This is a genomic window from Francisella uliginis (assembly GCF_001895265.1).
Classification (GTDB): Bacteria; Pseudomonadota; Gammaproteobacteria; order Francisellales; family Francisellaceae; genus Francisella; species Francisella uliginis.
The window spans coordinates 740520-753528 of record NZ_CP016796.1; the positions used below are offsets into that span (position 1 = coordinate 740520).

The window sequence follows — 13009 nt, forward strand, 5'->3', positions numbered from 1 at the left end:
ATTTAGCCTTATATAAGTGCTTGAGATTCAAAATCTATAGCTGGAGAGTAGTTAATATATTCAGACTGTTGAGAAGTCTGAGTATTTTTCTCAGCAGGCTTATCTTTTTTTACACTTTCTTTTTTAGTGTTTTTCTCAGCAGATTTTTCTTTAGCTGGTGATGTTTTAGCTTCAGCAGGTTTCTTTTTAGCTTCTTTATTTTCTACTTTTTTAGTAGTTTTATCTTCTTTTTTGGCAGGTTTTACCTCTTCAGCTACTTTTTCTTGCTTTTCACCAGTAGCTTTTTTCTCTTCTGGAGCTTGAGTTTTTTCTGTTTTCTTAGCAAGTTTATCTTCTTCGGCTATTTTTTCTTGCTTATTATCAGAAGTTTTCTTCTCTTCTACAGCAGTAGTTTTAACTTCTTGAGTTTTTTCAACAGTTTTCTCAATCTCTCTTTTAGCCTCTTGAATAGCGCTTATTTCATTATCAACTGATATAGTATTAAATTTTAAGTATTTTTGTGTTTTTACTTTTTCTTCAGTATTGATTTTTTTAGCACCATCATCTTTTAAGCTATCATAGTTTTCTAAAACATCTTTAACCATTACAGAGACAAATTCATCAGGGTTCTTAGAGATAACCTTTTTGATATTATCTACGTTATTTTCTGATATTTGGTTACCATATTTAACCTTTGTAATATCAATAACTTCTTCAGCATTATTAAGGCTAATATTATTGCTTCTGCTGTTATTTTTATTATTTGGTTTTTTGTCAAATTTATCGTTATTTCTTTTATTTTTATTACGATCATTTGATCTATTATCATTGTTATTTCGCTCATTGCGCTGATTATTCTCTCTTTGTTGAGGTTTTTGAGAGTTATCTTGAGCTTTATTATTTCTATTTTTATTATTACGTTGGTCGTTTGAGTTGTTATTGTTATTTCGCTCATTACGATCATTATTACGTTGTCTATTATCTCTTTGAGGCTTATTGTTTTGCGCTCTTTGAGGATTATTATTAGGTTTGTTATTATTTTTATTATTAGGTTTTTGAGTTTCTTTAGGTGCCTCAACTTGTTTTTCAGAGTTATTTGAGAAAACGCTAGCTAATTTAGCAAAAAAGCCTTTTTTACTAGGTTGCTCTTTAGCCTTTGGAGCATTATTCTCTTCTTTTTGGCGAGGAGGTTGTTTTTGGTTATTTTGCTCATTGCTTTTTGCCTTGTCTTCTACCTTAGCAGAAACCTCTTTATCTACAGCTTTGCTTAGGTCTACAGCTGCTACTTTTTTCTTGCCAGCTTTTGGAATCTCAACATTATAAACATCTTCAATCAAGTCAGAGCTTGTGCGATTTGATTTATAACTAGAGCCCCAGATTCTCTGCATTTGGAATTTAGGAGATTCCATGTTGAAATTAGGTATGATCATTATTCTTACATCAGAGATTCTTTCGATATTAACGATACTATCTCTTTTTTCATTAAGAATATAAGCTGCTATATCTACAGGAACTTGAACACGGATTTCATTAGTATCATCTTTCATAGCTTCTGCTCTAATCTTACGCAAGATTGTAAGAGCTGTTGCTTGAGTTGTTTTTATAAATCCATGACCTTCGCAACGCGGACATTTTTGCATTACACTTTCATTGATAGAAGAGCTTAAACGCTGTCTTGATATCTCCACAAGTCCCAGTTTAGAGATACGTGACATTTGGATACGAGCTTTATCTTGTTGTAAAGCATCCATTAGTTTCTCTTCTACTTGTTTTCTATTCGGATAGAAAGACATATCAATAAAGTCAATAATAACAAGGCCACCTAAATCTCTAATTCTAAGCTGTCTTGCTACTTCTTCAGCGGCTTCTAAATTTGTCTTAAATGCTGTAGTTTCAACATCTTCAGCTTTATTAGCTCTAGATGAGTTTACATCTATTGCAACTAGTGCTTCTGTAGTATCAATTACTATAGAACCGCCAGATGGTAGACGGATTTCTCTTTTATATGCATTCTCAATTTGTTGATCTATACCAAATTGGGCAAACAAAGGTAAATCTTCGTTGTACAGTTTTACTTTATTTATATCAAAACTTTGTCTTAGTAAACCAAGTTGTCTTTTAACATCTTGGAAGCACTCCTTAGAGTCAACAATAATCTCTTTTACATCTTCTTTTAAGTGATCTCTTACAGTTCTTACAATAATGTCACTTTCTTTGTGTAAAAGAGCTGGTTTTTTAATTTTATGATAAGTTTGAGAAATAGAAGACCATAGTTCAACTAGAGTATCAAAATCATGTTTTAGTTCTTCAAAAGAGCACTCAACACAAGCAGTTCTTGCGATGACACTCATATTTTTAGGGATGTTTAGATCTTTTAAGTATTTTTTTAATTTTTCTCTGTCTTCACCTTCAACACGACGAGAAATACCACCACCGTTAGGGTTATTTGGTAGTAATACCATATATGAGCCAGCTAATGTAATAAAAGTAGTTAATGCAGCACCTTTATCGCCACGCTCTTCTTTATCTATTTGGACAATTAATTCTTGACCTTCAGATAGTAAAGGAGCGATATTATCACCATTAGGAACATCTTTTAGATAGTATTCTGAGACTTCTTTAAATGGTAGGAAACCATTTTTCTCTTCACCATAATTTACGAAAATAGCGTTTAAACTAGGCTCTATTCTAGAGATATAACCTTTATAAATATTAGCTTTTTTTTGTTCTCTATCAACATTTTCAATGTCTAAATCTATAAGTTTCCCATTGTCTAAGGTAGCGATTCTAGTTTCTTCGCTACTTTTGCTATTTATTAGTATTTTTTTCATTATTAATTCCTTCAATAAATGTAGTTCATAGTTGACTGTTTAACGAGTCAACTCGTTTGTGGTCTTTTATATATGACCTCTTTTTTAAAATCGCTATATTTTAAGCCTAATCTTTCGTAAGAAACTGACTAGATTTACCATCTCTAATCATATGCTTAATGTCACTTGCGATCTTGTTAAAGTACTATGTACGCAATTATTTGATATAATAGCAATATTGAATATTAAATGAAAGAATAATTAAGCTTTAAATGAGTCTTATCTACTTAGATTATGCAGCTACAACGCCACTTAGCGCTAAAGTCAAACAAACTATGTTGGATTCAATTAGCGATGATAATGATTTTTTTAATTCTGGTTCATCTACATATGAGCAAGCAGAACTTGTAAAATCTAAAATTGAGCTAGCAAGATCAGGTATTGCAACAACTTTAGGTGTCTTGCCACGTGAGATAATATTTACTTCTGGTACCACTGAGTCTAATAACCTTGCTATTAAAGGTGTGGCATATTCTTATAAAAATAAAGGTAATCATATTATAACTTCAAAAGCAGAACATAAGGCTGTCTTGGATATTTGTGGATTTCTTGAAGAACAAGGGTTTGAAGTTACATACCTTGATGTTAATGAGTTTGGTGAGGTCGATATTAAGCAGTTAAGAGAATCAATAAAAGATCAGACTATACTTGTAAGTATAATGGCTGTTAATAATGAACTTGGAACTAAAAATAATTTATTAGAAATTGGTAAGATTACTAGAGAAAAGGGGATCGTTTTCCATGTTGATGCTGCTCAGGGTTATGGTAAAGTCGATATAAATACAAAAGAAATGAATATTGATCTGTTATCAGTTTCAGGACATAAATTATATGCGCCTAAAGGCGTGGGTTTTTTATATGTGCGATCAAAACGACCTAAAATTAAACTAATCAAGCAGATTCATGGTGGAGCTCAAGAGTTTAGTCTTAGAGCTGGGACATTGGCAAATTATCAAATATTTGCTTTAGGTGAAGCATGTAAAGAAATGTTTGCTAAAAAAGAGCAAAATATAAAGCATGTTAAAAAAATGCGAGATCAATTTTTGGAAACTATACATCAGATTGAAAATATAAAAATAAATACAAATCTTGATAATAGTTATCCGGGGATTTTAAGTGTTACATTCTTAGGTATAAAAGGAGAAACTTTATTAGCTATGCTGGATGGTATTTGTTTGTCTATGGGATCAGCATGTAACTCTCAAGCAGTTGAGCCATCACATGTTTTAACAGCTATAGGATTAACTTCAGATCAAGCTGAAGCGACTATTAGAGTTTCGTTTGGTTTGCAGACTACACAGCAACAAGTTATCCAAGCAGCATCTAGTATTAAACAACAAGTAGAGCTTTTAAGGGCTTTGTCTCCACGAGGAGAAACAAATGTATAATAGTTTAGTAAAAGATCTTTTATCTAAAATAACAATTGATGACGGCAATATCTTACCTGAACAACAAAAATATCAAGTTAAAGATAGTTTTTCGACAGTAGAGTTATATATTTCTGATGATATGGTTTCATATAGAGCTTTTGGTGATGTATATGTTATGACGATGGTTAAGTTTTTACAAATCAAACTACAGCATAGACAAAATCTTAAGGATATAACTTTAGAGAGCTTAATTGCTGATTTTGATTTACCAGAAGTTAAATATAGAAATGCCTTACAAATAGTTGAGCTAATAGAGAAAATAAATGAGAGATCAACTTTATAATTTCTACATATTACATCAGCGTAAATATAAAGAAAATACTTTACTTGTTAGTATATTTACACAAGAGTTTGGTAAGTTATCAGCTATAGTTAGAACTAATAAAAAAACATTAAATCTATACCAACCTTTAGTTAAACTTAGAGGCCAGATTAGCCTTGCAAAGAAAGAGGGTGGACTTAATAAGATATATAATATCGAATTTGTTGAGTCATTTTATCAAAATTCATATATTAATTTATTGTCGCTACAATATATTAATGAGTTGATCTATTTGTTGCTTAGCTACTCTCATGAAGAGGAATTTTTATTTGATAAGTATGCATTTATCTTAAGAAATATTGATGAAAATAATTACAGATATTTATTAAGAATGTTTGAGCTAGAGCTTTTAGAGAGTTTAGGGCAGGGGATATATGTTGACTGTGATGACGAGAATTTACCAATAGAGTGTGAATGTAATTATTATGCTTTCCCTTATGGCTTTAAAAAAGCTATAGATGCTTCAGCAAATACCGTTAAAGGGAGCAGTATCTTAAAAATTAATCAACCTATTAGCATGTGGGATGATAATGATTTAAAAGCTATATCTAGAGTAACTCGAGTATGTATAGATAGTGTTTTAGGCGATAAAAAATTAAAATCTCGAGAACTTCTGGTTGATTATCTAAACCTAAAAAGAAGATGAGTTTTTATTTAGCAATTTATTTTTTAAGGCTTTTATAAAAGATATTGTTGGTGGTATCAAAGATATAACGATAATTAAAATTATAAATAAGCCAAAGTATTTTTTCACAAACGCGTTATTACTAAAGAAAAATGCTATATAAATAATTAAGTAAACCCAGATAAAGGCGCCAATAATACCCATAATTACAAATTTAGAATATTTCATGCGCGCCATACCAGCTGTAAAAGGCATAAATGTTCTAACGATAGGTGTGAATCTAGCGAGAATTATAGCTAGAGGACCATATTTATTAAAAAATTCTTGGGCTTTTTCTAAGTGAGCAGTTTTTAATATTTTTGCATCATCTTTAAAAATGCGTTTACCAACAATTCTACCTAAGAAATAATTACAGGAGTCGCCACACACAGCAGCAAGAACTAAGATTGGAGCTACTAAATGTATGTTTAAAGTTGTTGCAGCACCTGTAAGACCTAAAGCAAATAAAAGAGAATCTCCAGGTAAAAAAGGAGTTATAACCAATCCAGTTTCACAAAAAATAACTACAAAAAGTAATAAATAGGTCCAATCTCCTAGAATATTTATATAGGTACTTATGAATTGGTCTAAATGTAATATAATGTGTAATAGTGCAGTGATAGTATCCATGAGGATGACCTTTCAATGATTTGTCGTTAGATTATAAAAAAATAATCTTAAAAGGTTAAGGCTTTTTTGCTTTTATTTTACTTTTGAGTGCTTTATAAGAAATTTGTATCAGAACAAATGCAATTATAAGCATTATTATAAGACTTAGATATCTTTTGACAAAAGGGTTATCACTAAAGAAATAAACAGTATACGTTATTGAAAAAGACCATATCATAGCAGAAATTGCGCCAAAAGTAACAAACTTGATATAATTCATGCGACTAACACCAGCTACAAAAGGAGTAAGTGTTCTAACAAAGGCAATAAAACGTGAGAAGATAATAGCTTTATTACCATGTTTATTTAAGAAGTCTTTTGTTTTGATTAAATAAGCTTTTTTGAAGATTTTAGCGTGGCTACTAAACATTTTTTCACCAATAAATTTGCCTGTGATGTAGTTGCAGCTATCGCCAATAACTGCTCCTAAGCATATTGATAGCACGGCTAAGTGAATGTTTAAGTTTGTTGCTGCAGCTGTTAAACCAACTGTAAATAGTAGTGAGTCGCCAGGGAAAAAGATTCCTAAAACTGATCCTGTTTCACAAAAAATTATAAAAAATAACAGAACATAGAACCATATTCCTAGAGTATTAATAAAGTAATTAATATACTCATTAAAATGTATAATAAAATCAAACATAATCTAGTTACTCCGGTTTGATTTTTATTGATAAAGCATGGATATATGGCATAAGATCATTTACTGCTCTGTAAATTTCTTTATGTGAAGAGATTTTTTTCATAGCATTTAGTTTCTCAGAAGAGATGTTTAACGCAAAATGATATTTGCCTTCAGTATAGCCTTTATGCTTTATATGCTTATGAGTTTCGTTAATTATTTCTATATTTGCTTGAGGGTCTATTTTAGATAGTATTAGATCTTTAATTTGATTTGTTACAGTAATACTATCCATCTCATAAAATCCTCTCTGGTGTAATTATTGTATCAAGTTTGATATCGTGCTTATTAATGATAATAGCATCATTTTGTTGCTCATCAAAGGCTATGCCTATGGTTATAGGTGATTTTTTATTTTTTTTGAAACTTAGTGAGAAATCATAAAAGCCGCCACCCATGCCCATTCTATATTTATCTTTAGTAAATCCAACTATTGGGACTATAATTATATCTAGCTCCCAAGCAGCTACTATATCTTGAGGTTTATAAATAGGTTCTTTTATTTTATATTTATTTAAATAGTAGTTTTTAGAGTCTCTAGTAAACCATAGTCCGTGTTTTATAAAAGGGTGAACTATTGGTAAATAGATGTTGTCAAAATGAGTATTTATTACAGAAGTGTCTATTTCATTTTTTAATGATAAAAAGCTAGCTATTTTAAAGTTTTTAGAAATGCTTTGAATGTACTTGATAACTTTTTGATTTATTCTCTTAGATAAGAGATCTTTATTTTCTAAATTATTTCTAATCTTAAGTAGGTGTTTACGAATTTGAGTCTTATCCATAACGACACTCTCAAAAATAATAAATAGTTGTCCAGGCTACCGTTTTAGCTCAATGTTCTTGATCCCTTTGGTATCAAGTGGGTGTCATAGTTTCAACGTTGGGCTTCTTTGTCAGTGCAAGGCACCAAAGCTTGCTCTCTAGTCAAAACACCAAAACTCCCTGTTCTAATTAGTATCGGCTCAAGATTGTAGCTAAACCACCAATAGTCCAGACAACTAAACTTTTAAATTACATGCCTATTATAAATTACAGAAACTATAGTTTGAATGCTTTATAGTAAAAAGTTTAGAGATATATTTCTTGACTTTCATTAAATTAATATTGTTAGAAGTAATTTATCAAAAAAGGGCAATCTACATGTTCAGTATATTGGCAACTAAAGTTTTTTAAATATGCATTTTGCTTTTGATAAATATGCAAGTTCTGGGTGGATTTCATAGTTGCAGTCATTAGGTGTGCTTCAATATTTGAGAAATAGTAGCACTCTATTTCACAAAGCCCATCTTTACAGTTAACAAGATCTGCTCCTTTAAACGTAAGAGGGTATTCTGGAAATTGTGATGGTGTTTTATCTGATGCTGTCCAATGATATTTAAAATTATGAAAATTAGTCTCTGCAGTTAGATTTTTATCAGCTTTTTTAAAAGCTTGGGGGGAGGGGCAGTAGTAAATACTTGGAATAGCAAAAATATACCCAGGGATTAATAAAAATAATAAAAGTAAATAGTTTTTATAGCAAAATCTTTTTTTTATTTTAAATAACATGTGTTTTTTTATATTATAAATTTAAGAGTTTTTATAAATAAGTAGTATATATGAATACGGGAATATTTTCATTTTGTCAGATTGCTGCATTTAATAGAATTGCTATTGATGCTAAGCAAATTCAACATGAATATGGTGATACTGATGGTAGTATAAGTGAGGTTAATCTACTAAGAGCAATAAAAGCTAATAATTTTAAGGCTAAAGCAGTCAAACTTAAACCTAAAGATATTAACCCTCGAGTTTTGCCTATTATTTTACAGGATAATAATGGTGAATATTTTATTTTAGCGGGAATTCAAAATAATGAGTATTTAGTTTTCCAACAAGAAAGTAAAGAGTTGTTGAAACTATCTGAATCTGATTTGGCTGGAGTGTATAACAATAGAGCGATACTCATAACCTATAAAGACGCAACTAAAGACTCTAAAGAAAGCTTTAATATTAAATGGTTTGTACCAGCTTTATGGAAATATAAACATATTTTTAAAGATGTTTTGATTGCTTCTTTATTTATCCAATTATTTGGATTAGTTACACCATTTTTCTTTCAAGTGGTTATGGATAAAGTCATTATGCATAATGGCTTGACTACTTTGAATACTTTGGCAATAGTGTTTTTTGTGGTGGCTATATTTGAGGTTTTATTTGGTACAATTCGAACATATTTGTTTAGTCATACGACATCTAGAGTTGATGTTGTCTTGGGTTCAAAGTTATTTTCGCATCTGATGAAACTACCATTATCGTACTTCGAGACACGCCAAGTTGGACAAAATGTTGCAAGGGTTAAAGAATTAGATAGCATTCGTAGTTTTATCACAAGTACTGCTTTAACGTTAGTGATTGATCTATCTTTTACTTTTATATTTATTGCGGTACTATTTTTATATAGTTGGCAGCTGACGTTAATTGTACTGGGAACTATTCCAATATATTTTATATTATCTGTATTTATTACACCGATATTAAAACATAGACTGGATAAAGTCTTTTCAACAGGAGCAAAAAATCAGTCATTTCTAACTGAATCTATCACGGGTATTCAGACAGTTAAAGCCAGTGCAATAGAACCACAGATGCAGCGTAAATGGGAAGATAACCTTACAGAATATGTCAAAGCATCTTTTCGCTCGCAAAATTTAGGTAATGTAGCGGGAAATATTGCAGAGTTAGTGAGTAAGTTAACAACTATTGCAATTATATTTATTGGTGCGCATATGGTAATAGCTGGGAAGCTCACAGTAGGTCAGCTAATAGCTTTTAATATGCTTGCAGCGCGTGTAACACAGCCAATACTTAAACTAGTAAACCTATGGCAAGAGTTCCAACAAGCAGGAGTATCTCTAAAAAGGTTAGGAGATATTTTAAATTCACCAACGGAGTCTGCAAGTAAAGCAAGTAAAAGTGCTTTACCAACATTTGAAGGAAATGTTAGTTTTAAGGATGTTAAGTTTAGATATACTGCTGATAGTAAGCCGATATTAAATGGAGTCAGCTTAGATGTTAAAGCAGGTCAGTCAGTTGGAATAGTTGGTAGATCTGGGAGTGGTAAAAGTACACTGACTAAACTTATCCAAAGGTTGTATCAACCTGAATCTGGTAAAGTGCTTGTCGATGGAGCAGATTTGACGACTATTGATACAGTGTGGTTGCGTCAGAATATCGGTGTGGTACTACAAGAGAGCTTTATGTTTAATCGTTCGATCCGTGAAAATATAGCTCTAACAAATCCAAGTGCAAGTATGGATAGTGTAGTAGCAGCTGCAAAATATGCTGGTGCTCATGAGTTTATTCTAGAGCTTAAAGATGGTTATGATACAGTTATCGAAGAGGGGGGATCAAATTTCTCAGGAGGGCAAAAGCAAAGATTATCTATAGCTCGAGCCTTGATGAATAATCCAAAAATACTTATCTTTGATGAGGCAACCTCAGCCTTAGATTATGAATCTGAAAAAGTTATTCAGAACAATATGGCAAAGATATCCCAAGGAAGAACAGTTTTTATTATCGCGCATAGACTATCTACAGTCCAAAGTTGTGATCGTATTGTATATATGGATCAAGGAGTTATTTTAGAGGATGGCAGCCATGAAGAGCTTTTAGCAAAAAATGGTCATTATGCATCTTTGTATAATTCTCAGCATCGAGGAGTAGCAAATGGATAATAGCCAAGATAATCAAGAGCAAAAAGGTTCTCAGCAAAAGAAGCAGTTACTTAAGGCTAAAAAATTAAAAGAGTTTTGGCAAAATCGTAAAACACTAGCAGAACAACGTAATGCAAAGACAGATTCATATAGCTTTTTGCCGGGAGTTCTGGAGGTTACAGATAAGCCTCCACATCCTCTGCTAAAAACAATATTATATTGTTTGATATTTTTAGTGGTGTTTGTCGTAGTTTGGGCATATTTTTGTAAGATAGATATTATCACAGCTGGTCAGGGTAAGATTATCCCCGCTGGAGATGTTAAGACAATCCAATCATCAGAAAAAGGTACTGTAATAAATTTAAATGTGGAAAATGGCCAGATAGTTCACAAGGGAGATGTATTGGTTGTATTAGAGTCTGAATACACTCAATCAGATATAAATAAACTTAAAGAAGATATAGAGTTTTATAAGCTAAGAATATCACGTGAGCAGACTTTGTATAAGATGATAAAAAGTAATAAGCGTGAGCAAATACCTCTAGATCAAGTCGACTACAAACCACCAGAAGGTGTAACTGATAAGCTAGATATTGAGCAGTCAAAACGCCTACTTTGGCAAGAGTGGGAGTCTGGTATAGCCAAACTAATGACACTAGAGGCAACACTCTCATCAAAAGAGCAAGAAAAAGCTATAAGTGTAAATAGGACTCATCAGCTAGGTGAGATGTTAAAGATAATCAAAGAAAAGTTAGAAACATACACAAAGTTATACAAGAAAAAAGCTGTGGCTCGAATGGAGTATCTTGAATATAGAGAAAAGTTTCTAAATACATATTATGAGTATGAGACTGAAAAGGGTAAAGATATGAAACTCGATGCAGAGATTGCCCAGGCAAGAAGTAATCTACAAAGCTATAAGTCTGAGACATATCTAAAGATATTAGAAACTATCCGTCAAGATAAAAAAGATCTTTATACAGCTGAGCAAGAGCTACATAAAGCTACGACTTTAAATGGTAAAAATACAATTAAATCGCCAATAGATGGTATAGTTCATGAGATGCAGATACATACTATAGGTGCAGTTGTAACACCTGCACAAGTATTAATGCAGATAGTGCCATTAGACCAAAAATTAGAAGCAGAAGTATATGTCAAAAATGAAGATATTGGTTATCTAAAAAAAGGTCAAACAGCGGAGATTAAGGTAAATACATTCCCTTTTGCAGAGTATGGAGTCTTGCATGGCAAAGTTGAGGGTATTTCTGGTGATGCTATAGAAGATGAAAGGTTAGGCTTGGTTTATAAGTTAATAATAAGTCTAGATAATAATACTCTTCACAAAGGCGGAGAAGACTACAAAATAGTGCCCGGTATGGCTGTAGTGGCAGAAGTTAAAACTGGTACAAGGCGAGTATTAGATTTTTTCACAGAGCCACTTACTCGAGGTATTGATAATAGTTTAAGAGAACGCTAATTGAGAGCCCATTTAATACTTTCCCAACTAATGATTAAGTTTATATTTCTTATAAATTTTGAATATTTAAAATAAAAGTTAAAGTCTTCAAAAGTAATTGAATTAACATTTTTTAGTTCATAGAATAAATTTCAGTGATCATTTTTTTATAAGGTTTCAAATGAAAAAACTACTATTAACAATTATATTAGCTATCCCAATGATGGGATATTGTGGTTTTATGGACTGGGTACAGGGTTATCCGGAGGTTAAAGTAAAGATAGAGAAAGCTCTTGAACAGAAATATCATGGTGATAAGTTTGAAGTGTGGGATTTAAGTTACTCAGATAACTTAGGAGGATATAACTTTAAATATAAACCAATAAATGCAGAGTATGATTATACATATAAAGGATCATATTTATCTAAGCGAGATATTCTTTCAGCTAATAGTTATATGACAACCAAAGTTGCTTATCAATGGATAGATGAGTTTCAACCACTTGTAGACAAAGTAAGTAAGAACAATCTTATTTTTGGTAGTTTAGATCCGCAATCACCTTATCAATGGCGAAAGATGAAGAAAGATCCTATAGATAAAGCTTTGCACGATTTATATAGTAGTAATCCTGTAGATATAAATAAATGGATAGCAGAAGATCATAATGCAATAGCGGGTTCAATATCTATATTTATAGCAATACCAAGAACAGCAGAGGGCGTATATGAGACTCTTAGATTAATTGAGCAGGTAAATAATAAATTACGCTCATATAATCTTTATAGTTATAAGTTAGAAGTAATTACTTATGATATACCCAAAGATTTTAATATAGAAAAATATTATTATAAAGTTTTTCCTAGTTTTAAAACCTCACATGGTTGGTGGTTTGAAGAAGGTGTTCAAAAATATGCATGGGGATATTTACAAATCAATTCATGTACAAAAATATCTGAGTTTAAGAAATTTTGTAATACTCAGTACGGGGTTGAAGACTTATCTACAAGAAAAAGAATAGTATTAGGAAATACAACAGCAGATAGAATATATAACCTTAATGATATTATTAATGATTTTTATATAGTAAATGATTTTGGTCAACCTGATAAGTGTGATCCAATTCTTGGTTGCTATGGTAGATGGGATACTCGATCAAGAGCAAATAAAGAGCTTAAAAATAGTAAATATTATCCACAATTAGAAAAAATAATAAATAATCAGAAGTAATAGGGGAA

At 31.4% G+C, this 13009-nt stretch carries 11 protein-coding genes, 1 other RNA gene and 1 pseudogene; 6 read left to right on the top strand and 7 right to left on the bottom strand.

The window, feature by feature from the left end; all coding sequences use genetic code 11:
• Positions 1-454: 454 nt before the first annotated feature.
• Positions 455-2810 (bottom strand): annotated as a pseudogene (locus tag F7310_RS03650) (Rne/Rng family ribonuclease); the annotation flags it as partial.
• A gap of 251 nt (positions 2811-3061) precedes the next feature.
• On the opposite strand from F7310_RS03650, the gene F7310_RS03655 reads away from it, so the two are divergent.
• The 3 genes from F7310_RS03655 to recO are packed head-to-tail and all read left to right on the top strand — an operon-like array spanning position 3062 to position 5247.
• The gene (locus tag F7310_RS03655) at positions 3062-4237 is read left to right on the top strand and encodes a cysteine desulfurase family protein (RefSeq protein ID WP_072711851.1); all 1176 of its coding nucleotides are present in this window, start codon (positions 3062-3064) and stop codon (positions 4235-4237) included.
• Positions 4230-4562, top strand: coding sequence for a hypothetical protein (locus tag F7310_RS03660; RefSeq protein ID WP_072711852.1), 333 nt, complete (start codon positions 4230-4232; stop codon positions 4560-4562). The genes F7310_RS03655 and F7310_RS03660 overlap by 8 nt, the downstream gene beginning before the upstream one ends.
• Positions 4543-5247, top strand: coding sequence for a DNA repair protein RecO (gene recO, locus F7310_RS03665; protein WP_072711854.1), 705 nt, complete (start codon positions 4543-4545; stop codon positions 5245-5247). Before F7310_RS03660 ends, recO begins: the two co-directional genes overlap by 20 nt.
• Here recO and F7310_RS03670 read toward each other — a convergent pair.
• The 6 genes from F7310_RS03670 to F7310_RS03695 form a co-directional block, all read right to left on the bottom strand.
• Entirely contained in the window at positions 5233-5895 is a 663-nt protein-coding gene (locus tag F7310_RS03670; RefSeq protein ID WP_072711856.1) for a VTT domain-containing protein, read from the bottom strand. The genes recO and F7310_RS03670 overlap by 15 nt on opposite strands.
• A 55-nt stretch (positions 5896-5950) precedes the next feature.
• A complete protein-coding gene (locus tag F7310_RS03675; RefSeq protein WP_072711857.1) occupies positions 5951-6577 on the bottom strand; it encodes a VTT domain-containing protein in 627 nt (208 codons plus the stop codon).
• Between the two features lie 7 nt (positions 6578-6584).
• Positions 6585-6851, bottom strand: coding sequence for a BolA family protein (locus tag F7310_RS03680; protein WP_072711859.1), 267 nt, complete (start codon positions 6849-6851; stop codon positions 6585-6587).
• 1 nt (position 6852) lies between these two features.
• On the bottom strand, positions 6853-7401 hold the full coding sequence (locus F7310_RS03685; RefSeq protein WP_072711860.1) for a 5-formyltetrahydrofolate cyclo-ligase: 549 nt from the start codon (positions 7399-7401) through the stop codon (positions 6853-6855).
• Positions 7402-7425: 24 nt separating this feature from the next.
• Positions 7426-7619: non-coding RNA, 6S RNA (ssrS, locus tag F7310_RS03690), on the bottom strand.
• A 107-nt stretch (positions 7620-7726) separates the two neighbouring features.
• Positions 7727-8167 (bottom strand): hypothetical protein, encoded by a 441-nt coding sequence (locus F7310_RS03695; protein ID WP_072711862.1) that lies wholly within the window; start codon positions 8165-8167, stop codon positions 7727-7729.
• A gap of 50 nt (positions 8168-8217) precedes the next feature.
• On the opposite strand from F7310_RS03695, the gene F7310_RS03700 reads away from it, so the two are divergent.
• The 3 genes from F7310_RS03700 to F7310_RS03710 all read left to right on the top strand — a co-directional run bounded on the left by F7310_RS03700 (position 8218) and on the right by F7310_RS03710 (position 13001).
• Positions 8218-10335 (top strand): type I secretion system permease/ATPase, encoded by a 2118-nt coding sequence (locus F7310_RS03700; RefSeq protein ID WP_072711863.1) that lies wholly within the window; start codon positions 8218-8220, stop codon positions 10333-10335.
• Positions 10328-11794, top strand: coding sequence for an HlyD family type I secretion periplasmic adaptor subunit (locus F7310_RS03705; protein WP_072711865.1), 1467 nt, complete (start codon positions 10328-10330; stop codon positions 11792-11794). Before F7310_RS03700 ends, F7310_RS03705 begins: the two co-directional genes overlap by 8 nt.
• A 160-nt stretch (positions 11795-11954) precedes the next feature.
• Positions 11955-13001 (top strand): hypothetical protein, encoded by a 1047-nt coding sequence (locus tag F7310_RS03710; protein ID WP_072711866.1) that lies wholly within the window; start codon positions 11955-11957, stop codon positions 12999-13001.
• Positions 13002-13009 lie beyond the last annotated feature (8 nt).

Coding starts and splice junctions, on each gene's coding strand:
- F7310_RS03655 (WP_072711851.1), top strand. CDS start 3,062: ATGAGTCTTATCTACTTAGATTATGCAGCTACAACGCCACTTAGCGCT.
- F7310_RS03660 (WP_072711852.1), top strand. CDS start 4,230: ATGTATAATAGTTTAGTAAAAGATCTTTTATCTAAAATAACAATTGAT.
- recO (WP_072711854.1), top strand. CDS start 4,543: ATGAGAGATCAACTTTATAATTTCTACATATTACATCAGCGTAAATAT.
- F7310_RS03670 (WP_072711856.1), bottom strand. CDS start 5,895: ATGGATACTATCACTGCACTATTACACATTATATTACATTTAGACCAA.
- F7310_RS03675 (WP_072711857.1), bottom strand. CDS start 6,577: ATGTTTGATTTTATTATACATTTTAATGAGTATATTAATTACTTTATT.
- F7310_RS03680 (WP_072711859.1), bottom strand. CDS start 6,851: ATGGATAGTATTACTGTAACAAATCAAATTAAAGATCTAATACTATCT.
- F7310_RS03685 (WP_072711860.1), bottom strand. CDS start 7,401: ATGGATAAGACTCAAATTCGTAAACACCTACTTAAGATTAGAAATAAT.
- F7310_RS03695 (WP_072711862.1), bottom strand. CDS start 8,167: ATGTTATTTAAAATAAAAAAAAGATTTTGCTATAAAAACTATTTACTT.
- F7310_RS03700 (WP_072711863.1), top strand. CDS start 8,218: ATGAATACGGGAATATTTTCATTTTGTCAGATTGCTGCATTTAATAGA.
- F7310_RS03705 (WP_072711865.1), top strand. CDS start 10,328: ATGGATAATAGCCAAGATAATCAAGAGCAAAAAGGTTCTCAGCAAAAG.
- F7310_RS03710 (WP_072711866.1), top strand. CDS start 11,955: ATGAAAAAACTACTATTAACAATTATATTAGCTATCCCAATGATGGGA.